Source organism: Magnetospirillum gryphiswaldense MSR-1 v2, from assembly GCF_000513295.1.
Lineage (GTDB): Bacteria > Pseudomonadota > Alphaproteobacteria > Rhodospirillales > Magnetospirillaceae > Magnetospirillum > Magnetospirillum gryphiswaldense.
In genome coordinates, this window is the sequence record NC_023065.1 from 4,246,950 (window position 1) to 4,268,118 (window position 21,169).

A 21,169-nucleotide genomic window follows, 5' to 3' on the forward strand; every position below is an offset into this window, starting at 1 on the left:
CGGCTTCAGCCCCTAATGGCCATGACGGGATGGGGGGCATTATAAGCACACATGGCCATGATGCAAGGAAAAGAGTAGGTTTTGACCTACCCGATTTTTTTGACAATTCGCAACCCACCCGGAAGGATTGGTTGTGATTACAAGGATGCCGGGCGGGCCAGCAAAACCGCCAGTTCCGAGGCCGGAACCGGTGGGGCCAGGACATAGCCCTGGATTTCGTCGCAGCCGAGGCGGCGCAGGATTTCCACCTGCTCATTGGTTTCCACCCCTTCGGCGATGATGCGCCGGCCCAGGGCGTGGCCCATGGAAATGATGGCGCGGACGATTTCCAGCGATCCCTGGTCCCCGGCGATATCGGCGATGAAGGATTGATCGATCTTGACCGAATCCACGGGAAAGCGGCGGATCACCGACAGCGACGAGGTTCCGGTGCCGAAATCGTCCATGGACAAGGTGATGCCCATGTCGACCAGTTGACGCAAGATGGCGACGGCGGTATCGCTGTCGCGCGTGACCATGCCTTCGGTGATCTCGAATTCCAGGGCACAAGCCGGCAGGGCAGCGCGATCAAGCGCGGCTTGCACCAAGGCGACGAAGCCCGGCGCCCGCAACTGGCGGACCGACAGGTTGATGGCGATGCGCGGCGTTGCCTTACCCTGGTCCAGCCATTCGCGGTATTGCCGGCAGGCGGCGTCGATGGCCCATTCGCCAACGCGGCCCATCAGCCCCGATTCCTCCATCACTGGAATGAACTTGGCCGGCGACACCCGGCCCAACTCGGCGGCATTCCAGCGCAACAACGCCTCGACCCCGGTGAAGGTGCCCAAGGCCAGATCCAGCTTGGGCTGGAAGGCCAGGGTCATTTCATTTCGTTCCAGCGCCTGCGACAGACCGGTCTTGATGGCCAGACGCTCTTCCACCGCCGCGTTCATGTCCGAGGTGAAGAACTGAAAATTGGCCTTGCCGTGATCCTTGGCCCGATACATGGCGGCGTCGGCGTTCTTCAGCATGGTCATGGCATCGGAGGCGTCATCGGGAAAGACGGTGATGCCGATGGAGCCCGAGACAAAGGCCTCGCGCCCGGCCAGATCGAAGGGCTTGGTCAGGATGTCGAGGATGCGTCCGGCGACGGCGGGCGCATTCTGGTAGGTGCCCAGATTGGGCATCAGCACGGTGAATTCATCGCCACCCAACCGCGCCACCGTATCGCCCGAGCGGATGCAGGCGGAAAGCCGCCGTCCGGTTTCCTCCAGCAGCAGATCGCCCATGTCGTGGCCCAGCGTGTCGTTGACCAGTTTGAAGCCGTCAAGGTCGATGAACATCAGGCCAACCATCTGGCCGTTGCGTTCGGCCTGATGCACCGCCTGGCCCAGACGGTCCATGAACAAGGCGCGGTTGGGCAGGCCGGTCAGGGCGTCGAAACTGGCTTGGCGGCTGAGGTCGCGGGCGCGTTCCTCCAACCGGGTGACGGCGCGCACCAAGGTGTCCCAGGCGGGCATGCGCCCGGTGAGGTCGCGCAGCATCACCCCATAAAGGCCGCCGCCCAGCGGCAACACCCGCATCAGCACCGCCATGGTACCGCCATCGGGGCGGGCCAGAATCATTGGCACGCCGGCAGGGTCGTCGCTCAATCCCTCGGGGCCGTTGCTCAAATGGTGGCGATGGTCGGGGTGCAGCAGATGGCTGAACGTGGTGCCGGTCAGGTTGCGACCGCTGCTGCCCAGTTGTTCGGCGCCGGATTCATTGATCCAGACGATGGTGTCGCCCTGGCACAGACACAGAACGTCGTCGACCAGTTCCAGCAATGGAAGCGGCGAATACGGTTCGGCGGTCGGGGATAGGGGGTGGGTGACCATGACATCCAAGATGCATCGCTGAGTCCACAATCCTAGACTAAAGGATCAGGTCATTAAAGCGTCTTGGTTGAGAATGGCGGTCCGTGCGCGTGGCGTCAGGGGCCTAGTTGAACAGGAAGCCGGAGGCGGTGCCGCGCGGGCCAAACGAAGCCTTGGCAACGGCGATGGCGCTGCCAAGGTTGTCGTTGACCTCGATCGAGGCCGAAATTGGGGCTACCGGAGCGGCGGCGACAGCGACCGGCTGCTTGGCGGCAGCGATCACGGGCTCGGCCTTGGCCGGAGCGGGCTCGGCCTGGGTCGACTTAACTTCGGCAACGGCGACGGGCTCGGCCTTGGCCGGAGCGGGTTCGGCCTGGGTCGGCTTAACCGCGGCAACGGCAACGGGCTCAGCCTTGGCCGCAATGGGTTCGACCGGAGGGGCGGTAACCTTGGCACTTTCCAGCTTTTCCGGCTGAGCCTTGGCAACCGGGGCCGATTCGGTGGTTTCATCGACTTCGACTTCGCTGTCCTCGAACAGCGCGGTTTCCAGCGCAATATCCTTGCCCATGGCGGTGATGGCCAGGTTTTCGCGCTTCAGGGCGATCTTCTGCACCCCGCCCTTGGCCGGATTGGCCCGGCGGCTGGGGTTGTAGACGAAACCATCGGCGCGATAGACCTTGCTGCCAAAGCTGCTGCTGGGTTCGTACCAGACGCGCACCTTGGACCAGTCATTCCGGTCCGACACGTCGAGAACCGGCACCAGCTTGGTAATGGCGCCGCGTCCGGCGCTGCGCACCGGTGCCCAATTGGCGTGATCGACCAGGATCATGCGGCTGTTGACGACCTTGCTGACCACCGAGACATGACCATAGCGCATGGAACCCTGGCGGCTGAACACCATGACGGCGTCTACCTGCGGGGTGCGGCCACGATCATAGCGACCAGCAGCGGCGCTCCACCACTTCCAGGCGTCGCCTTGCAAATCGATACCGGAAATCTGGCGGGCATAGGGAACGCATTGCAGGGCTTGGGCGGGAATGGAAAGGGTGGACAGCACGACGGCGGTCACAAGCGCCAGCAAGCCTTTCCGCATTCTTCCCTCTCCCCGATCCAAAGCTCTTACCTGTTTTCGTTCCGCAAGGACTGCGGTTTTAACATGCCAGCCATGTGTCTGACCTTATGAGCTGTGCCGATTGTGTCCATTTGAAAAGCCGATGGCAACCCTTTTGAGTCGTTTTTTATGGAAATTCCATTCTTTCGGCGGAGCACAATGTGGCGGCGGAAGCGATGCGCACAGGCTTTGGCGGGTTGGGGCTTTCGGACCGGCGCCGGTTGCGGCTATGATCCGGGCCCGCGCCCGCGTCGGGTGACGGTACGTGCGCCTGGGGGGCGACGACAGACAAGGAAAGGGCGGTTCAGTGGGTCGATTGCTAGCGGCATGCATCCTGGCGGCAAGTGCGTTCGCCTCGTTTTCCGCCCAGGCCCAAGCGCCGGCCCCATCGATCACAGTGCCCAATCCAGCGCCGTCTGCGGCCCCAACTCCGGTTTCACGGCCATTGCTGATCGGTTCCGGCGAGGTTACCGGTTTTTATTATCCCGCCGCCGGGGCGCTGTGCCGGGTGCTGAACAAGGAGGCCGGCGGCGCGCCGGCCTGCGCGGTTTTGCCGTCGTCGGGCTCGGCTGCCAATCTGAAGGCCTTGCGCGCCGGTGCCGTGGACATGGCCTTGGTCCAGGCCCAGGCGGCTCAGGCGGCGCAGGCCGGAATCGGGCCGTTCAAGGAGGCGGGGGCTTTTTCCGAATTGCGCGCGGTCATGAGCCTGCACGGCGAATCGGTGCTGGTGCTGGCGCGCCAGGGCGCAGGCATCGAAAATATATCCGATCTCAAAGGCAAGCGCGTCAATCTGGGCCGGCCCGGCTCGTTCCAGCGGGCCATGGCCGAGGCGGTGCTGGAAGCCGTCGGCCTGTCCGAGGGCGATTTGGCCCCGGCGGTGGAGCTGGAATTGTCCGAGCAATCGCCGGAGCTGTGCGAGGGCAATGTGGATGCCGCCTTCTATGCCGGTGTTCACCCCATGCCCGAGGCGGAAATGGCCGTCAACGAATGCGACGCCCAGCCGGTGGCGATCAAGGCCAAGACCTTGGACGCTTATGTGAAGGCTCATAACTGGATCACCCGGTCCAGTATCCGCAAAGGCGCTTATGACGGGTTGAAGGATGATGTCGCCAGCCTGCAGGTGCGCGCCCTGCTGGTCGCCACCACGCGGACCGATGCCGATACGGTGCAGCGCTGGCTCAAGGCGTTCCATGGCAATTTCAGCGCGCTGACCCATCTGCACCCGGTGCTGCGCGGCCTGGGCAAGGGTGAAACCGCCAAGGACGGCATTTCCATTCCCCTGCATGATGGTGCCGACAAGTTTTATGGTGAGACGGGGTTGAAGTGACCGGGGCGCTGACCGTCCTTGAGGACAGTCTGCGCCGAGACGGCTTGTCGCCGCTGGATCTGCTGGGCGACGGGGCGGGGGTGGTCCCCTTCGCCCATTATCCCGATGGCGATCTTTACGACCGGGTGACGCGGTCGCAGGCTTATTTCCATGTTCATGCCGCCGGTATGGCGGGGCATTTTCATCTGTTCCTGCGCCCCGGCGGCATGCCGCCGGGTATGGTCGCCCTGGCCGGACCGACCGACGCCCCTGCTCATCTGGGGGCGATCGCGTTGGACGACCAAGGCTGGCCGGTGGCGGTGTTTGCCACCAACCGGTGGGTGACCGGTGAAGCCTGGTATGGGGGGGCCGACATCATCCGCATGCTGCCGTGCTTCCGCCTGGACCTGCCGGCCCCTTTTGCCCGCCTGGGGCAATGGTTGACCGCTTTCGTCGCCACCCATGGCGACGTTCTGGCCCGGTTGGCATTGCTGCGGGAGCGGGAACTGGGTGATGGCGGCATGGACGACGAAAGCCTGGAGGTTCTGGCCCGTCTGTCCCTGGTATGAAAAACGCCGCCGCCCGGTGGGGCGGCGGCGCAGGCTTTCAAAGCATATCCGCAGGGTGCGGATTACTTCTTCAGACCCTTGACGTAAGCCACGACGGCCTTCAGGTCGTCGGGGTTCTTGATGCCGGCGAACACCATCTTGTTGCCCGGGATGGTGCCCTTGGGGTCGGCCAGGTACTTGGACAGGTTGGCTTCGTCCCAGGTCAGACCCGAGGCCTTGTGGGCGTCGGAATACTTGAATTCCGGATAGTTGGTGCCAGCCTTGGTGCCGAACACGCCGGCGAGGGAGGGGCCGACGCCATGCTTGCCGGCTTCCACCTTGTGGCAGGCCTTGCAGGCATTGAAGCCCTTGGGGGCTTCCTGGGCGTTGGCGGCGACGGGGGCCAGCAGCAAAGCGGCAACGGCCAGACCGAGCATCTTCTTCATCATCATCTCCCAATTGCTTGTTCAGCGAGTTATGAACCTAACGCCATATCCTAAGGCAGAGGCCCGGTCCGGCCTGAAGGCCGATCCAGTAATCAGGGTAGAAAAACTTCTTGGCGGAAATTAGGCATTTCGCGTCGGCTAAAATGGCGCGCGGCCTTGGCGAATATCTGGTTCCTCCCTGAGACCCATCCTTGGGTGCGTCGGGCGCGCATTATCATTCACATTGATGCGAACTTCAACCGCTTGCGGTTCCTTCTTGGGCGGGAAAAGGCTAATAAATTCGCATGATCAGCCTGCCCATCGATTCCGTCCTGCCTGAAATCGTCCGCGCCTTGGACCGTGCTTCCGGTTTGGTGCTGCAAGCACCGCCCGGTGCCGGCAAGACCACCCGCGTGCCGCTGGCGCTTTTGTCCCAGCCCTGGCTGGCCGGTCTGCGCATCATCATGCTGGAGCCGCGCCGGCTGGCAGCGCGGGCCGCCGCCGCCCGCATGGCCGAATCCCTGGGCGAGGCCGTGGGCGAGACGGTGGGCTATCGTATCCGTCTGGACAGCAAGGTCAGCAATGCCACCCGTATCGAGGTGGTGACCGAAGGCATCCTGACCCGCATGTTGCAGGACGATCCGTCCCTGCCCGGCGTGGGGCTGGTGATCTTCGACGAATTCCATGAACGTTCGCTCAACGCCGATCTCGGGCTGGCCCTGTGCCTGGAAAGCCAGGGTGCCTTGCGTGACGATCTCAAGCTTTTGGTGATGTCGGCTACCTTGGACGGTGCTCCGGTGGCGGCGTTGATGGGCAATGTGCCGCTGGTCACCAGTGAGGGCCGCGCCCATGCGGTGGAAACCCGTTTCCTCACCCGGCCCGAGCCGCGCCGCTTCGTCGATGCCATGGCCGCCGCCATCCGTCAGGCCTTGGCCCAATCCGAAGGCGACGTTCTCGCCTTTCTGCCCGGCTCGGGGGAAATCCGCCGGGTGTTGGTGGCGCTGGGGGACTGCGCCGCCCAGGTGTTGCCGCTTTACGGCGATCTGTCCCAGGCCGACCAGGATCGCGCTATCCGTCCGTTGCCCGACGGTCGGCGCAAGGTGGTGCTGGCCACCTCGATTGCCGAAACCTCGTTGACCATCGACGGCGTGCGGGTGGTGGTGGATGGCGGCCAGATGCGGCTGCCGCGTTTCGACCCCAGTTCGGGCATGACCCGGCTGGTCACCGTGGCGGTCAGCCGCGCCTCCGCCGACCAGCGCCGGGGCCGTGCCGGACGACAGGCGCCGGGGATGTGCTGGCGGCTGTGGTCGGAAGCCGAGGACCGGGCGCTGGCGGGCTTTTCGCCGCCGGAAATCCAGGATGCCGACTTGGCCCCCCTGGCCTTGGACTTGGCGCAATGGGGTATCCGCGACGCCAACCAACTGGCCTGGCTGGATCCGCCGCCCGCCGCCGCCCTGACCCAGGCGCGCGAATTGTTGACCGAGTTGGGGGCGTTGGACCAAGACGGTGGCCTGACCGCCCATGGCCGGGCCATGAACCGGCTGTCCATGCATCCGCGTCTGGCCCATATGGTGCTGCGGGCTCGGGATATGGGCGTCGCCGGTCTGGCCTGCGACATTGCCGCCCTGTTGTCGGAACGTGACGTGTTGCGGGCCGAACGCGGCGGCCGCGACGGTGACATCCGCCTGCGTCTGGATGCCCTACGCGGCGGCGATGGTCTGGACCCGCGCCATGGCCAGGGTGTCGATCGCGGTGCCTTGGCCCGCGTCCGCCAATCGGCCAAGGACTGGCGCCGCCGCCTGGGATTGAGGATGGGCGAGCAGGACGGCGACGCCAGGGAGTGCGGCGTGCTGTTGGCCTTCGCTTATCCCGACCGCATCGCCAAGCGCCGTCCGGGCGGCGAGCCACGCTACGCCCTGTCGGGCGGACGCGGCGCCTTTTTCCAGGATCATGAACCGCTGGCGGCGCAAGACTGGCTGGTGGCGGTGGAACTGGACGGCGACAAACGCGAGGCCCGCATTTTTCTGGCCGCCGCCCTGACCCGTGCCGACATCGACGCGCATTTCGCCGAGTCCATCCGGATCGAAGACAAGGTGGGCTGGGATCGCCGGGACGAGGTGGTTACCGCCGCCCGTCGCACCTGCCTGTTCGCGCTGACCTTAGAGGAACGGCGGCTGGACAAGGTGGCGCCCGATGCCCTGGCCGCCGCCATGGCCGAAGGGGTGCGGCAGATGGGGCTGGCCTGTCTGCCGTGGACCGACGAGTTGCAGAAATTCCGCCGCCGGCTGGCTTTCCTGCGTCGGCACGATGCCGAGGGCGGCTGGCCCGATCTGTCCGATCAGGCCCTGCTCGACACGCTGGACCAGTGGTTGCTGCCTTATCTGACCGGCATCACCCGCCGCGCCCATCTGCAAAAGCTGGATTTGAACGCGGCCCTGCGCGGGTTGCTCGACTGGCAGGCGGGCAAGCGCCTGGACGAGATGGCCCCCACCCATATTTCGGTGCCGTCGGGGTCGCGGGTGCCCATCGATTACGACGGCGATGAACCGGTGCTGGCGGTGCGCTTGCAGGAAATGTTCGGCTGCGCCGAGACGCCGCGCATCGCCGGTGACCGGGTGCCGGTCTTGATGCACCTGCTGAGCCCGGCCCGGCGTCCGGTGCAGGTGACCCGCGATCTGGCCAGTTTCTGGGCCAACGCCTATCACGCGGTGAAGGCCGATCTGAAAGGCCAGTACCCCAAGCATTGGTGGCCCGACGATCCCATGCAGGCGGAACCCACCGCCAGGGCCAAGCCGCGGCGTTAGGTGGGGCATTTGAGGGCAGAGGAAGGGGGCGACGCGTCATTGGCCAAAGACGCCGCCCTCCCTTCTGCGCCGCTCACTTGATATCGTATTTGGCGAGGATTTTCCCGATATCGCCGTTTTCCTTGCCCTTGGCAATGATCCCATTGATTTCGGCGACGGTCTCTGGACTGACCTTCTTCGAGAACATGATGTATTGGGGGGTGACGACAAGGCTGGAGGCCAACGAGAAGTCCAGGTCGGCGACTTTGAGCTGGCCGGCGAACTGAGGCTTCTTCATGACGAAGGGGGTGTTGACATTGTTGTAGATGGCGACCCGGCCCCGCTCGGCGACCAGCTTCTCAAGCGCCTGCTCAATGTTGTTGGCGGCATCGTCGACCACAAGGCCGGGCACGCTTTTCAAGGCGGTTGTCACCGAAGCCGAACGGACGCCCAGGACCACGCCGCGATCACCGAGATCGACGAAATCCTTAAGGGTCTTGAATGTCGTGGTGTCGTTTTTCCGAACAACCGCCATTGTCGATTGTTCAAACAGACTTTCACCAATCACATAATTCTGCGCACGGGCCGGTGTTTTTCCAATTCCGAGAATAATGTCGATGTCGCCGGCCAGCAGGTTATTTTCCGCCCGCGCCAGCGGAGTAATCTCGTCACGATAGGTTATCTTGCGGCTGGCCTTTGAGGAGATGTACTGGAGGAGCTCGATCCCCAGTCCCTTTACCTTGATTCCCTCCATGTAATAACGCGGCTCGGCGTCAAAACATTCGGCGATCAGGGCGGGGTTAGTTTCCGCCCGCGCCGCCGTGGCGTGAAGCACCAATGAGATGCAAGCCACAACAAAGAAACGAATCATTGCTCATCTCCCTCTAATACCATGTCCCGCCGATCGGAACCGATCAGCGGCGCCCTCAAACGGCGGGCGGGTTGCTCCGCCCCCCTTGCCTCCCGCGGCATAAGCCGCGCGGCCCGCTGCGGACAATGTCCGCCTTCGGCAGAGGGGCCTAACCAAGTCTCGATGAGTCGAGTTCATCGGGACTTGGCATAATATTAATACCGCCCGACCGATGGTCTGCATGCCGATCAGGTTACATCGACTCGAGCAAGGAATCCCTGGACCTCGCGATTGAGTTCGGGCGCCGTCGCGGATAATTGCCGGGCGTCGTCCAGCACCGTGCCGGCGGCCTCGTCGACGTTGCGGGCGATCTCGCGGGTGGCCGCCTGTTGTTCTTCCACGGCCGAGGCAATGGTGGTGTTGACCGTGCTGATATCGGCAATGGTACGGCCGATATCCTCGATCGCCGCCATCGCCTGACGGGTCGCCAACTGCACGTCGGCGACCTGCTCGTTTCGCAGTTGTTCGACGGCGGGGTCGCGTTGGCAGGCCGCCAAGACCGCATCGATCTGCGGCCCGTAGACGTTCCACACAGGGGCGATAAGGCTGTCGGCCTGCATGGAGACCAGCAATCGGCCCCGTTGCTCGACCAGGGCAAGCCGCTCGTCGGCGTTGTTGCGCACCATGGCCACACCGGTGACCGTGAAGATCACGGCCAGAAGCAGGGCCATGGACACAGCAAACCTGGCCTTCAAGCTGCGGCGGATGTCAAATCGAGAACCCAGCATGGCTACCCCCCATCCCGTGAGCAGCGACCATACCGCATGTAGTGGTAGAGTATACTATGGAAGGGAGGAGGGCGTTTATTGTCTATTGGCGTCTATCTACGTCTTTTTCACGTCCCGTCGGCGGTGGCGACGTGCCAACCCTGCGTCCATGCGAATCCGGCACTCATGCCCCCACAGGAGAAAGGGTCTACCGGTTCTTTTCCATCAAGTTCCATTTGCAGCCGCGTGTCGTTTGCGGCTTCCGATCACCCGTGACGCGGTCAGGACGATGAACAAGACGATGGTCCCGGCGTTCAGCAATCCACCCCATTGGCGCGCAGCCGTTATCTCCAGCAGGTCGCCGCCCAGACGCACGGCCAGCGACAGATGCAGCACGGCCAAAGGTGCGTAGAACATCGGATGGTATGGCAGCCGCAGCCCCAGTACCGCCGGCAGGATGACCGGGGCATGGCCGAACACCATGGAAAAGACGAAGCCGACGAACAAGGCATGCAGGGCCGCGTCATAGGCGGGGCCGGCCAGACCGTCATCCAGGGCCGGCATCAGCAGGCCGGAAACGGCCAGCCAGACATAGCCCGACAGCAGGCAAACGGCAACATAGCGGGTCAGGCCGGACTGACGGATGGTGCGCCGCGCGACATCGTTCCACAGGCTCCAGGCCACCAGCAGCAGCAAGCCCATGCCCAACACCGTCCAGGCCGGCCCGGCGGCGATGACGCTTTGCGCCGCGCCGACGCCGATCAGCAGCAAGGGCACGGCCAGACTGGGCTGGCGCCATGTGCTGGGCGGTAGAAAGCGCGATAGTTCCAGCCGCTCGCCGGCGATGGTCAACACCAGGAAAGCGGCCCATAGCGCCACCACCTCGGCGACCGAGGCGCCGGTCAGCCATAAAGCGTTGCCCAAGGCCCAGCACAGGGCGCCCAGGGCCATCAGTCGGGTGAAGGCCTCGGGCTGGCGGCGCGACACCTGCACGGCCATGGCCAGAAACAGCAGGCTGCCCATGGTCAACAGTGCCGCCCCTTGCACGGTCCAGCCGGCCAGCAGGGCGATGCCGCCGGCGGCGGTGGCGGCGGGGGCGGCGAAGCCCCAGGACCGGTTGAGGGCGACGGCCCGTTCCAGGCCGATGACGGTGCCGAAAAAGCCGCAGACCATCAGCGGTCCGTGGATATCGGCCCAGACCAGCGACGGCAGGTTCCAGCCCAGCCGCGCCAGCCCGGCGGCAAGACCGGTCAGCAGCGATACCGCGCCGAGCATCAGGAAGGGCAGGCGCGGCATGGTCACGACCATCCCAATTGGTCTTTGGCCGCCGCACTCATGCGCGCCGGCTCCCACAGCGGGGTTTCCAGGATGTCGACACGGGCGCCGGGGATCAGGCGCCGTGCTTCGTCGCGCAGATAGCCCGATTGCGGGCAGGCCGGGGTGGTCATGATCAGCGCGATGCTGATCTGGCCATCCTCTTCATGCACCGATTGCACCAGCCCCAGATCGACGATGTTGATGCCGACGTCGGGGTCGATGATCTGCTTCAGCGTTTCAAGGGTCGGGGACATGGCTGCGAACCGAAATCGTTCCAGGGATGTGCTCAAGCTATCCCTGTGGCCATGTCCCGCCCTTGAGGGTGGTCAAGCGCTTACTTGAGAAAGGCGATGATCGCCTTGTTGACCCGGGCCGGCTGGGTCAATTGCGGGAAGTGATCGACGTCGCTCCATACCTCCAGCTTGGCCTTGGGGTAATTGACGGCCAGCCATTCCTTGACCCCCATTTGCGACACGGCGGCATAAAGCCCCAGCACCGGGATGTCGTATGTGGCCGGTGCCCAGACCGCGGCATCGGCGAAATGCTCGAAGGTGCTGACCGCCACGTGCTGGTCGACGGCGCGCGAGGTGTCCAGCAATTCCTTTTTCTGCTTGGCCGTCACCTTGCTGGAAATGCCCTGGAAGAATTGTTCCAGCACCAATCGGTAGCCGGGGCTTTTCAGGCCGTCGATCATGGCCTGCATCCACGCCGCCTGGGCCGCCTGGGCCGCCGGATCATTGGAATGGGCCAAGATGGCACCGTCGACGAACACGGCCTTGTCCACCTTCAACTGACCGCGCCGCATCACCGTGTGGATGACCGGCAGGCCCATGGAATGGCCGACCAGGGCGGTGTGGTCGAGACCGGCATCCTTGGCCACCGCCTCGACGGCGCTGGCGTAGAAATCCATGGTATAGGCCGTGTCGCGCGGCTTGCCGGACTGGCCGTGGCCGGGCAGGTCCAGGGCGATGACCCGATGGGTCTTGGCCAATTCCGGCACCTGATGGCGCCAGAAGCTCTGGTTCAGGGTAAAGCCGTGGATCAGGATGACCGGGCTGCCCTTGCCCCAGCTTTTGTAGTGGATGAGGACGCCGTCGGCACCGGCGAAGCGGGATTCGCCGTCCTTGGCGGCGAAAGCCGCAGTCGGGGCCAGCAGGACAAGGATCAGCAGCAGGCGAAGAAAAGTGCGCATGATCAACCTTTCACCATTTCCAGGTGGATGCCGCAGGCTTCCGACGGCGGGATGCGGATGGTGCCTTCGCGGTCGCGGGAAAATTCCACTTCGTTATGCTTCAGCCACTGGGCGGCGCGGTCGGTGTCGGCCACCAGCACGGCCAGGGCGACCAGGGCCGGGGCGGGCGGCAAGTCGTCCAACTCGGCCTCGGGGTGCAATTGGGTCAGGTCGTCGGGCCGCGACAGGAAGATCATGCCGCGTCCGGTATGGATGGTGACGGTATCGTCGGTGATCACCGACCGGTGCGGACCCAGAACCTGATCCCAGGCGGTGGTCAGCTCGACCGGTTCGGCGACGATGGCGGTGACCGAAGCGATGCCGATGGCGGTGTTGGGGTGGTCCAGCCATTCGGGAAAGCGTTCGCGCTCGGCGGTGATGTGCTGGGTGACGCGGGTGTGGATGCCCGGTGTCGCCGCCGCCGGCAGCAGGGTTTCGGAAAACATCAAGGTGGCGGTGCCGTCCGGCGTCTCGATGCGTCGCGACAGCGAGCGCGGCAGCGGCACGTCGAAACCGGCGGCTTGCAGACGCTCCACCACCGCCGCGCCATTATCGGTGCCGAGCGAAATGCCGTGCAGGCCTTCGCGGAGATCGGTGAAGGCGCGCAGTTCGTCGGCGACCTCGCCCTCGCCGACGGCGCCTTGCAGGGCGATGTAATCCTGGCGGAACATGATGCAGTGATTGGCGGTTCCCCATTCCGGGTGCTCGCCGCGCGGCGTCAGGGTAAAGCCCAGGCGATGAAACACCGCGTCGGCGAGTCCCAGGTCGCGCACGGCGATGACGGCATGATCCAGGCCGTTGATGTTGTTCGCCATCATTTCCTCCCGCTGTTGCACACGCGAAGGGTCGCACGGATCAGGGGGGCGGAGTCAACCCATGGCTGGGGAAAAGTGCGTAACGCCCGTTTCGCGCCCGGCGCCTGAGGGGCGGAGCGAGGCCAGGCCGAGGGACTGGGCCATTGAGGCCCCGCGCGCTTATGCGCGCGTAAGCCAAGCGGAGCGGTACGCTTCGCGCCCGGCGCCTGAGGGGCTGAAACTACGCCTGTTTGGCGTCGATGATGGCGCGGCGGATGGCGCGGGTTTCGCGGAAATGAGTTTCCAGCGTTTCCGCCTCGCCCCAACGGATGGCCCGTTGCAGGGCGGTCAGATCCTCGGTGAAGCGCTGGATGATTTCCAGCACCGCTTCCTTGTTGTTGAGGAAGATGTCGCGCCACATGATCGGGTCGGAGGCCGCGATGCGGGTGAAATCGCGAAAGCCCGAGGCCGAGAACTTGATCACTTCCTGTTGCATGTCGCCTTCCAGATCGCTGGCGGTGCCGACGATGGTATAGGCGATCAGATGCGGCAGGTGCGAGGTGATGGCCAGCACCTTGTCGTGGTGGAGGGGCTCCATGATCTCGATCATCGATCCCATGGCCGTCCACAATTGGGTGACCTTGTCGATGGCGCCCGGATCGGTGCCCGGCAACGGCGTCAGGATGCACCAGCGGCCCTGGAACAATTCGGCGAAACCGGCTTCGGGGCCGGAATGCTCGGTGCCGGCGATGGGGTGGCCGGGGACGAAATGCACGGTGTCGGGCAGATGCGGCAGCAGGTCGCGCACCACCGCCATCTTGACTGAACCGACGTCGGAGACGATGGCGCCGGCCTTCAGATGCGGGCCGATGGCCTGCCCCACCGCGGCCATGGCGCCGACCGGGGTGCCGACCATGATCAGATCGGCCTCGGCCAGCAACGCCGCCGGATCGCTGCCGGCGGCATCGACGATGCCGAGCCGGAGCGCGGTTTCACAAGCCTGTTCGGACGCGTCCAAGGTGACGATGCGGGCCGCCAAGCCGTGCAGGCGGGCGGCGCGGGCGATGGACGAATTGATCAGGCCGATGCCGACCAGACAGATTGTGCCGAACAGGGGGGAGCTCATGTCAGTTCCAACTTGCCTGGAAGGCGGCGATGGCGGCGATGACCATTTGGTTTTCCTCGCCGGTGCCGACGGTGATGCGCAGCCAGTCGGGCAGGCCGTAGCCGCCCATGGCCCGGGTGATGATGCCCTGGGCGCGCAAGCAGGCATCGGCCGCCTGGGCGGTGCGGCCTTCCTCCTTGGGAAACTGGACCAGGACGAAATTGCACACCGACTGGGTGGTCGGCAGGCCCAGCTTGGCCAACTCGGCCTGCATCCACGGCAGCCAATAATCATTGTGGGTTTTGGTCAGATCGGCGAAGGCCGTGTCTTCCAGGGCGGCCACACCAGCGGCCAGGGACGGGGCGGCGACGTTGAAGGGGTTGCGCACCCGGTTGAGCACGTCGGCGATGCCCGGCGGGCAATAGGCCCAGCCCAGACGCAGACCACCCAGGGCGAAAATCTTCGAGAACGTCCGGCACATGACGGTGTTGTCGCTGCCATCCACCAGTTCGATGCCCGGGGTGTAGTCGTTCTTCGAGACGAATTCGGCGTAGGCCGCGTCGATCACCAGCAAGATGTCGGGGCGCAGACCGGCGCGCAGGCGCGCCACCTCGTCCGCCGACAGATAGGTGCCGGTGGGGTTGTTGGGATTGGCCAGGAACAGGATCTTGGTCCGGGGCGTCACCGCCGCCAGCAGATTGTCGACGCTGGCGGTCAAATCCACTTCCGGCGCCGTCACCGGGGTGGCGCCGCACGACTTGGCGGCGATGGCGTACATCAAGAAACCGTGGGCCGAGTACAAGACCTCGTCGCCGGGGCCGGCATAGGCGCGGCACAGCATGCCCAGCAATTCATCCGAGCCGGCGCCGCAGACGATGCGTTCGGCGTCGACACCCCAGCGGGCGGCCAGGGCCGCGCGCAGACGGGTGGCGCCGCCGTCGGGGTAGCGGTGCATGTCGGCGGCCTGGGCGCGGAACGCCTCCATCGCCTTGGGGCTGGGGCCCAGCGCGCCTTCGTTGGACGACAGCTTGATCACCCGGCTCACGCCTTCAAGGGCGGATTCGCCGCCCACATAGGGGCGGATGTCCATGATGCCGGGACGGGGCGTGGGGGCGGTCATCGCGATCAAAACTCCTGATAACGGGCGGAAGACGGAAATCAGACGGAAAGCGGCAGCGGGTAACCGCCGATGATGCGGACATGGCGGATGACGTCCTTACCGCCGGCCAGGACGGTCAGGCGTGGGTCGGCGGTACCGACGAAACAGTCGAGCTCGCACAGATACAGGCTGTGGTCGTCGGCGCGATGGGTGGCGATGACCGCGACGTTGTCCAGTCCGGCGGTGGCGAACAAGGCGCGCAGGCGGTCGCGGCTGAGGTCGGGGCTGGTTTCCACCGCGATCAGGGTGCGGTCGGCGCCGGTGTCGTCATGGGGGCGACAGGCGATGACGAAGGCCTCGACCGGTTCGGGACGACCGGGGACATCGGGCATGGCCAGCACCGGCAGACGGGTCACCACCTGCGGCAGGTTACCCGAGCCGGTGGTCAGCGACAGCCACCACGGTTCCTGGTCGTTTTCATGGGGCAATTGCACCACGCCGACGGCGGCCTGGCCATCGGCGACGGCGCGCACTACCTGGCCGGGCGACGAGAACACGCTTTTGGGCCAGACCACGCCGAAATGGTCGCGGGCCAGTTCCACATACCCATCGCCGCGCTCGGGCTGGCAGACGGCGACGGAAAACGGCTTTTGCAGGCCGACCAGGGCGCCCATGATCTCGCGCCAGATACGGATCAGGGCCGGCAACGGGAAACGGCCCTGATGGCGCCCGGCAAGGCGGCGCATGATTTCGGCCTCGCGCCCCGGCCGCAGGGCCACCGAAACGTCGGGGGCCTTGGCCTGGGCGACTTTCTCCACCAAGGCGGCGCGTTCCATCAACAGATCGTGGAGACGATCGTCGATGCGGTCGATGTCGCGGCGGATACGGTCAAGGTCGGCTGAATCTGTGGTCATCATCATTGCTTAGGTTTCTGCTGCAAAGCCGCATAGGTTTAGTGCCTGATCGTGGCGAAATCAAAGAAAACGTTGACAGGGGGGGGGCGCATCCATAGCTAATCGTCACCTTGCTTACCAGGATTGCCGTTTCCGCCATGTCCGCCCCCACTTCCGCCTCTGCCGTCGATGGTTCCGACCACAACCCGCTTGGCCTCAGTGTCGAGCTGGGGCTGGACCGTCCCATCCGTCTGGATTGCGGGGTGGAGATGCCGTCGGTGAATGTGGCGTACCAGACCTATGGCCGCCTCAATGCCGACAAATCCAACGCCATCCTGATCTGCCACGCCCTGACCGGCGACCATTACGTCGCCGATCCCCACCCGTTGACCGGCAAGCCTGGCTGGTGGATCGATCTGGTCGGTCCGGGCAAGCTGCTGGATACCGACCGCTATTTCCTGATCTGTTCCAACGTGCTGGGCGGCTGCATGGGCACCACCGGCCCCAAGGACATCAACCCGGCCACCGGCCAGCCGTGGGGCCAGGGTTTTCCGGTCATCACCATCGGCGACATGGTGCAGGTGCAGGCGCGGCTGCTGGATCATCTGGGCATCGACCAGTTGTTTTGCGCCATCGGCGGCTCCATGGGCGGCATGCAGGTGTTGGAATGGTGCGCCAGCTATCCCGATCGGGTGTTCTCGGCGGTGCCCATCGCCACCGCCGCCCGCCACTCGGCCCAGAACATCGCCTTCCACGAGGTGGGCCGTCAGGCGATCATCGCCGATCCCGATTGGAAGAACGGCGAATATCTGCTGCACGACACCCGGCCCCAGCGCGGTCTGGCGGTGGCGCGCATGGCCGCCCACATCACCTATCTGTCGGAGACGGCGCTGCACCGCAAGTTCGGGCGCAACCTGCAAGGCGACCGCGACGCCTTTTCCTATGGCTTCGGCGCCGATTTCCAGGTGGAAAGCTATCTGCGCCACCAGGGCTCGACCTTCGTCGACCGTTTCGACGCCAATTCGTACCTGTATATCACCCGGGCCATGGATTATTTCGACCTCGCCGCCGAACATGACGGCGTGCTGGCCAATGCCTTCAGGGGCACCAAGACCCGCTTCTGCGTCGCCTCGTTCTCGTCCGACTGGCTGTTCCCCACCCCGGAAAGCCGCGCCGTGGTCCATGCGCTGAACGCGGTGGCCGCCAATGTCAGCTTCGTCGAGATCCAGTCCGACAAGGGCCACGACGCCTTCTTGCTGGATGAACCGGAATTCCATGCCACCTTGGGCGGCTTCATCGAAGGGGCGGCGCGGCATCGCGGCCTGCCGGCGCGGGTGGGCGGATCATGATGATGACCCTGAACAACGGCGCGCTGCGCGTCGATTTGAAGCTGATCGCCGACATGATCGAGCCGGGATCGCGCGTGCTCGACGTCGGTTGCGGCGAGGGCACCTTGCTGTCGTGGCTGGGCCAACACAAGAACGTGGACGGGCGCGGCATCGAGTTGTCCATGGCCGGGGTGTCGGCGGCGGTGGCGCAAGGATTGTCGGTGATCCAGGGCGACGCCGACACCGACCTCAAGGATTATCCCGCCGGCGCCTTCGACACGGTGATTTTAAGCCAGACCCTGCAAGCCACCCGTGCGCCCAAGGATGTGCTCAGCAACATGCTGCGCATCGGTCGGCGCGCCATCATCTCGTTCCCCAATTTCGGCCATTGGCGGGTGCGCGCCGGTCTGGCCATCGGCGGTCGCATGCCGGTGACCGATACCCTGACCTATGAGTGGTACGACACCCCCAACATCCACTTCTGCACCATCCGCGATTTCCTGGAATTGTGCCGGGTGCTGAATATCCGCATCGATACCGGCATCGCGCTCGATCGCGACGGCGGTGTGCTGCCCATGGCCGGGACCGGCTGGCTGGCCAATATCTTCGCCGCCCAAGGGCTGTTCGTGCTCAGTCGCAACGGTTAATCCACCGCATCGCAACCAAAGATATATTTGTCCCTGGCTCGCACTCTGTCATGCTCGCAAAGATAGCATTTTATCTTGGCGTCATAACCGGAGGATAGTGATGGCCCAGTCGATCAACCAGATCTACCAGTCGCTGTTGTCGCAATTGGGCATCACTTGGCCGACCACCGCCGACGTGGCGTTGTCGGGGGCCGACCCGGTCATCAACTCGGTGTTCCGCATCGGGGAATGCACCGGGGCGGTGCTGGCGGCTCAGGCCGCCGGGGTGGCGGAAATCTGGCGACGGCGTTCGGGCCAGCGCCAGCAGGTTTCCATCAATGCCCTGGCCGGGGCGCTGGCCGCCTATAGCGTCGGTTATCAGTCGCAGCATGGCTTCGCCATTCCGCAGCCGGAACCCAGCTACCCGCTGGTCGCCCTGTATCCGGCCCGCGACAGCCGCTGGATCATGCTGCACGGCGCTTTCCCGCTGCTGCGCAACGGTTTGCAGAATCTGCTGGGCTGTACCATGAACCCCACCGACATCGCCAACAAGGTGGCCACCTGGGATGCCTTCGCGCTGGAACAGGCCATCGCCGACCAGGGCTTGTGCGGCGCCGTGGCGCGGTCCTACCCCGAATGGCTGGCGACCGAACAAGGCCGCGCCATCGCCGCCACCCCGATCATCGAAATCGTCAAGATCGCCGATTCCGCCCCCGAGCCCTTTGCCCCGGCTCTGCCCGGCGACCGCCCGTTAAGCGGCACCAAGGTGCTGGACCTGACCCATGTGATCGCCGGCCCGACCATCGGCAAGACCTTGGCCGAGCAGGGGGCCGAAATCATGCGCATCACCAGCCCGACCCAGCCGGCGTTGCCGCCTTTCGACGTGGATACCGGCCATGGCAAGCTGGAGGCGCTGCTGACCCTGACCAATGCCGATGATGCCGCCACCTTGCAGGGACTGATCGGGCAAAGCGACGTCTTCGTCGAATCCTATCGCCCCGGGGCCATGACCAAGCTGGGCTTTTCGCCCGAAAACGCGGCGCGATTGCGCCCCGGTCTGATCTATGTCTCGGTCAATTGCTATGGCTGGGCCGGCCCCTGGCAATATCGCCCCGGCTGGGAGCAACTGGCCCAGGTGGCCACCGGCATGACCGTGGCGCAGGGCACGGCGGACAATCCGCAACTGCAATCGGTCTATCCCAACGATTACGTCACCGGTTTCCTTGGCGCCTTGGGCACGCTGATGGCGCTGTTGCGCCGCGCCGACGAGGGCGGATCGTACCATGTGCGGGTGGCGTTGTGCCGGACCGCCATGTGGATGCAGGAGCAAGGGCAGGTGGATCGCAGCCAATTGCCGCCTCCGGCCATTTCCCCGGCCGAGATCGCGCCTTATCTGCTGACCCGCGACAATCCGGCCTTCGGTCCCTTGACCTTCCTGGGGCCGGTGCTGAACTACACCGCCACCCCATCGGCCTGGGACCGCCCGACCATGCCCTTGGGCGCCAATCTGCCGCTTTGGCCGCTTGAGGCCGGCGGATTGGGCGGGACGTTGCCGCATAGTCGGGCCCGCCATCCGCATCTGGCGGCGGCACCGTGTTAGTCATCAAGCGTTAGAACCCCTGCGGCGCGATGACATAGCCGCGCCGTTTCGAGGTTCGTGACGGGGTGGCGGCGTAGATCTGCTTGGTCGCCTCGACCATGTGGATGCCGGCGATGGTGTGGAACCAGCGCCGGCCCAATTCCTCCATGGCCGGGGCCGAGCGCAGCAGCACCCGTGAATTGGTCGGCGGCATGAACAGTGCTCCCGACAGCGATACCGGGGTGAACATGTTGTCGCGCAACAATCGGGTCAATTGCCCGCCGGTATAGGGCCGGCCATTGCCGAACGGCGTGCGCTCCAGCCGCGCCCAGATGCCGCGCCGGTTGGGGACGATGATCACCAGCCGCCCGCCATCGGCCAGCACCCGCCACACCTCGCGCATCATGGCGCGCACCTGCTCGGTGGATTCCAGCGCATGCATCAGCACGATGCGGTCCATGGACGAATCGGGCAGCGGCAGATCGCTTTCATCGGCCAGCACGGTCAGGCCCGGCCCTTCCGGCGGCCAGTGCAGCACGCCCTGATTGGCCGGCATCACCGCGATCACCCGTTCCGCCTCGGCGACGAACGGGCGCAGCAAGGGGGTGGCGAAGCCCAGGCCAAGGATGCACAGGCCATGGGTATCGGGCCACAACTGGCGCAGATGGCGGCGCAACAGGCGCTTGGTGGTCTGGCCCAGGCCGCTATCATAGAAATCGCGCAGATCGACCACATCCGACCAAGTGCCGGGATAGGAAGGCAGGCTTTGCATGGGTCATTCCCCCACGTTCAGCAACAGCCCGCGCCGGCGGGCGATGTGGTGGACGCGCAAAAAGGTCAGGGCGGCGGCGGCCACGTAAAACAGATTTAAGCCCACCGCGCCGGCAAGCAAGCCCCAATCGAAGCCGTGGCCCTGCATCACCGACCGCATGCCCTCGAACACATAGGCCGGCGGTAGCGCCCAGGCCAGCCATTGCAGCCACTGGGGCAGGATGGCGATGGGATAATAGATGCCGGCCACCGGGGCGAGGGCGAAGATCATCACCCAGGCCATGCTTTCCGCCCCCAGGCCGAAACGCAGCACCAGGGCCGACACCCCCAGGCCGATGGCCCAGCCCGACACCAGCAGGTTGACCCAGAACGCCAACAGCGGCAGCCCCATGTCGAACAGCGAATAGTGATAAAGCGGAATGGCCAGAAGCGCCGCCGGCAGCACGCCGATGGTGGTGCGCACCAGGCTCATGCCCAGCATGCCGGCCAGCAATTCATGCGGGCGCAGCGGGCTGACCGACAGATGGCCGAGATTGCGCGACCACATTTCCTCCATGAACGACAGCGCCACCCCCAGATTGCCGCGAAACATCACGTCCCACAGGATGACGGCGCCGATCAGGATGCCGCCGGTCTGCGCCACCCACGACGAATGGGTGCTGAAGAACTGACTGGTGAAGCCCCACAGCGCCATGTTGATGGCCGGCCAATAGGCCATTTCCAGCACTCGCGGCCACGATCCGCGCATGAGGTAAAGGTGCCGCAGCATGACGGCGCCGATGCGGCGCAGCGAAAGCATGA

The 21,169-nt window shown here is 64.9% G+C and carries 20 protein-coding genes; 6 read left to right on the forward strand and 14 right to left on the reverse strand.

Translation table 11 applies throughout. The features are described 5' to 3' along the window. Positions 1-137: 137 nt before the first annotated feature. Positions 138-1,856, reverse strand: coding sequence for a putative bifunctional diguanylate cyclase/phosphodiesterase (locus tag MGMSRV2_RS20365; RefSeq protein WP_144084351.1), 1,719 nt, complete (start codon positions 1,854-1,856; stop codon positions 138-140). A gap of 103 nt (positions 1,857-1,959) precedes the next feature. Then, positions 1,960-2,928, reverse strand: a complete 969-nt coding sequence (locus tag MGMSRV2_RS21760; protein WP_024082274.1) for a CHAP domain-containing protein — start codon at positions 2,926-2,928, stop codon at positions 1,960-1,962. 325 nt (positions 2,929-3,253) lie between these two features. On the opposite strand from MGMSRV2_RS21760, the gene MGMSRV2_RS20375 reads away from it, so the two are divergent. Together MGMSRV2_RS20375 and MGMSRV2_RS20380 are read left to right on the forward strand one after the other, a co-directional pair. After that, on the forward strand, positions 3,254-4,273 hold the full coding sequence (locus MGMSRV2_RS20375) for a TAXI family TRAP transporter solute-binding subunit (protein ID WP_024082275.1): 1,020 nt from the start codon (positions 3,254-3,256) through the stop codon (positions 4,271-4,273). Beyond that, positions 4,270-4,821, forward strand: coding sequence for a DUF6969 family protein (locus tag MGMSRV2_RS20380; protein WP_024082276.1), 552 nt, complete (start codon positions 4,270-4,272; stop codon positions 4,819-4,821). The genes MGMSRV2_RS20375 and MGMSRV2_RS20380 overlap by 4 nt, the downstream gene beginning before the upstream one ends. Positions 4,822-4,883: 62 nt before the next feature. Here the strand turns inward: MGMSRV2_RS20380 and MGMSRV2_RS20385 are convergent, their stop codons facing one another. Then, a complete protein-coding gene (locus tag MGMSRV2_RS20385; RefSeq protein ID WP_024082277.1) occupies positions 4,884-5,246 on the reverse strand; it encodes a c-type cytochrome in 363 nt (120 codons plus the stop codon). A 284-nt stretch (positions 5,247-5,530) separates the two neighbouring features. Here MGMSRV2_RS20385 and hrpB point away from each other — a divergent pair, with 284 nt between their 5' ends. Next, the gene (gene hrpB, locus MGMSRV2_RS20390) at positions 5,531-8,029 is read left to right on the forward strand and encodes an ATP-dependent helicase HrpB (RefSeq protein WP_024082278.1); all 2,499 of its coding nucleotides are present in this window, start codon (positions 5,531-5,533) and stop codon (positions 8,027-8,029) included. 73 nt (positions 8,030-8,102) lie between these two features. Here hrpB and MGMSRV2_RS20395 read toward each other — a convergent pair whose 3' ends face one another. The 9 genes from MGMSRV2_RS20395 to MGMSRV2_RS20435 form a co-directional block, all read right to left on the reverse strand. Continuing rightward, on the reverse strand, positions 8,103-8,879 hold the full coding sequence (locus MGMSRV2_RS20395; RefSeq protein ID WP_024082279.1) for a substrate-binding periplasmic protein: 777 nt from the start codon (positions 8,877-8,879) through the stop codon (positions 8,103-8,105). A gap of 227 nt (positions 8,880-9,106) precedes the next feature. Then, positions 9,107-9,589, reverse strand: coding sequence for a methyl-accepting chemotaxis protein (locus MGMSRV2_RS20400; RefSeq protein WP_041633847.1), 483 nt, complete (start codon positions 9,587-9,589; stop codon positions 9,107-9,109). 261 nt (positions 9,590-9,850) lie between these two features. Next, the gene (locus tag MGMSRV2_RS20405) at positions 9,851-10,933 is read right to left on the reverse strand and encodes a hypothetical protein (protein WP_024082282.1); all 1,083 of its coding nucleotides are present in this window, start codon (positions 10,931-10,933) and stop codon (positions 9,851-9,853) included. Continuing rightward, entirely contained in the window at positions 10,924-11,196 is a 273-nt protein-coding gene (locus MGMSRV2_RS20410; RefSeq protein ID WP_024082283.1) for a metal-sulfur cluster assembly factor, read from the reverse strand. The genes MGMSRV2_RS20405 and MGMSRV2_RS20410 overlap by 10 nt, the downstream gene beginning before the upstream one ends. 80 nt (positions 11,197-11,276) lie before the next feature. Then, complete coding sequence (locus tag MGMSRV2_RS20415) at positions 11,277-12,134, reverse strand: alpha/beta fold hydrolase (protein WP_052589055.1); 858 nt, start codon at positions 12,132-12,134, stop codon at positions 11,277-11,279. 2 nt (positions 12,135-12,136) lie between these two features. Continuing rightward, positions 12,137-12,991: a VOC family protein gene (locus MGMSRV2_RS20420; RefSeq protein ID WP_234016282.1), complete on the reverse strand. Its 855-nt coding sequence runs from the start codon at positions 12,989-12,991 to the stop codon at positions 12,137-12,139. Positions 12,992-13,208: 217 nt separating this feature from the next. Then, positions 13,209-14,093 (reverse strand): prephenate/arogenate dehydrogenase family protein, encoded by an 885-nt coding sequence (locus MGMSRV2_RS20425; protein ID WP_024082286.1) that lies wholly within the window; start codon positions 14,091-14,093, stop codon positions 13,209-13,211. A 1-nt stretch (position 14,094) separates the two neighbouring features. After that, entirely contained in the window at positions 14,095-15,201 is a 1,107-nt protein-coding gene (hisC, locus tag MGMSRV2_RS20430) for a histidinol-phosphate transaminase (RefSeq protein ID WP_422612274.1), read from the reverse strand. Positions 15,202-15,230: 29 nt separating this feature from the next. After that, entirely contained in the window at positions 15,231-16,091 is an 861-nt protein-coding gene (locus tag MGMSRV2_RS20435) for a chorismate mutase (RefSeq protein ID WP_024082288.1), read from the reverse strand. Between the two features lie 131 nt (positions 16,092-16,222). Here MGMSRV2_RS20435 and metX point away from each other — a divergent pair, with 131 nt between their 5' ends. From metX to MGMSRV2_RS20450, 3 genes are all read left to right on the forward strand, one after another. After that, positions 16,223-17,413, forward strand: a complete 1,191-nt coding sequence (gene metX / locus MGMSRV2_RS20440) for a homoserine O-acetyltransferase MetX (protein ID WP_024082289.1) — start codon at positions 16,223-16,225, stop codon at positions 17,411-17,413. Further along, a complete protein-coding gene (metW, locus tag MGMSRV2_RS20445; RefSeq protein ID WP_144084397.1) occupies positions 17,413-18,039 on the forward strand; it encodes a methionine biosynthesis protein MetW in 627 nt (208 codons plus the stop codon). Before metX ends, metW begins: the two co-directional genes overlap by 1 nt. Positions 18,040-18,139: 100 nt before the next feature. After that, positions 18,140-19,618, forward strand: coding sequence for a CoA transferase (locus MGMSRV2_RS20450; protein WP_024082291.1), 1,479 nt, complete (start codon positions 18,140-18,142; stop codon positions 19,616-19,618). A gap of 10 nt (positions 19,619-19,628) precedes the next feature. Here the strand turns inward: MGMSRV2_RS20450 and MGMSRV2_RS20455 are convergent, their stop codons facing one another. Together MGMSRV2_RS20455 and MGMSRV2_RS20460 are read right to left on the reverse strand one after the other, a co-directional pair. Next, positions 19,629-20,369, reverse strand: coding sequence for a class I SAM-dependent methyltransferase (locus tag MGMSRV2_RS20455; protein ID WP_024082292.1), 741 nt, complete (start codon positions 20,367-20,369; stop codon positions 19,629-19,631). 3 nt (positions 20,370-20,372) lie between these two features. After that, positions 20,373-21,167 carry an ABC transporter permease gene (locus tag MGMSRV2_RS20460; protein WP_024082293.1) on the reverse strand — a complete coding sequence of 265 codons (795 nt, stop codon included), beginning with the start codon at positions 21,165-21,167 and terminating at the stop codon, positions 20,373-20,375. Positions 21,168-21,169 lie beyond the last annotated feature (2 nt).

Excerpts from the sequence above, each read along its gene's own strand:
- MGMSRV2_RS20365 (WP_144084351.1), bottom strand. The coding sequence starts at position 1,856 with ATGGTCACCCACCCCCTATCCCCGACCGCCGAACCGTATTCGCCGCTT.
- MGMSRV2_RS21760 (WP_024082274.1), bottom strand. The coding sequence starts at position 2,928 with ATGCGGAAAGGCTTGCTGGCGCTTGTGACCGCCGTCGTGCTGTCCACC.
- MGMSRV2_RS20385 (WP_024082277.1), bottom strand. The coding sequence starts at position 5,246 with ATGAAGAAGATGCTCGGTCTGGCCGTTGCCGCTTTGCTGCTGGCCCCC.
- hrpB (WP_024082278.1), top strand. The coding sequence starts at position 5,531 with ATGATCAGCCTGCCCATCGATTCCGTCCTGCCTGAAATCGTCCGCGCC.
- MGMSRV2_RS20395 (WP_024082279.1), bottom strand. The coding sequence starts at position 8,879 with ATGATTCGTTTCTTTGTTGTGGCTTGCATCTCATTGGTGCTTCACGCC.
- MGMSRV2_RS20400 (WP_041633847.1), bottom strand. The coding sequence starts at position 9,589 with ATGGCCCTGCTTCTGGCCGTGATCTTCACGGTCACCGGTGTGGCCATG.
- MGMSRV2_RS20405 (WP_024082282.1), bottom strand. The coding sequence starts at position 10,933 with ATGGTCGTGACCATGCCGCGCCTGCCCTTCCTGATGCTCGGCGCGGTA.
- MGMSRV2_RS20410 (WP_024082283.1), bottom strand. The coding sequence starts at position 11,196 with ATGTCCCCGACCCTTGAAACGCTGAAGCAGATCATCGACCCCGACGTC.
- MGMSRV2_RS20415 (WP_052589055.1), bottom strand. The coding sequence starts at position 12,134 with ATGCGCACTTTTCTTCGCCTGCTGCTGATCCTTGTCCTGCTGGCCCCG.
- MGMSRV2_RS20420 (WP_234016282.1), bottom strand. The coding sequence starts at position 12,991 with ATGATGGCGAACAACATCAACGGCCTGGATCATGCCGTCATCGCCGTG.
- MGMSRV2_RS20425 (WP_024082286.1), bottom strand. The coding sequence starts at position 14,093 with ATGAGCTCCCCCCTGTTCGGCACAATCTGTCTGGTCGGCATCGGCCTG.
- MGMSRV2_RS20435 (WP_024082288.1), bottom strand. The coding sequence starts at position 16,091 with ATGATGATGACCACAGATTCAGCCGACCTTGACCGTATCCGCCGCGAC.
- metX (WP_024082289.1), top strand. The coding sequence starts at position 16,223 with ATGTCCGCCCCCACTTCCGCCTCTGCCGTCGATGGTTCCGACCACAAC.
- metW (WP_144084397.1), top strand. The coding sequence starts at position 17,413 with ATGATGACCCTGAACAACGGCGCGCTGCGCGTCGATTTGAAGCTGATC.
- MGMSRV2_RS20450 (WP_024082291.1), top strand. The coding sequence starts at position 18,140 with ATGGCCCAGTCGATCAACCAGATCTACCAGTCGCTGTTGTCGCAATTG.
- MGMSRV2_RS20455 (WP_024082292.1), bottom strand. The coding sequence starts at position 20,369 with ATGCAAAGCCTGCCTTCCTATCCCGGCACTTGGTCGGATGTGGTCGAT.
- MGMSRV2_RS20460 (WP_024082293.1), bottom strand. The coding sequence starts at position 21,167 with ATGCTTTCGCTGCGCCGCATCGGCGCCGTCATGCTGCGGCACCTTTAC.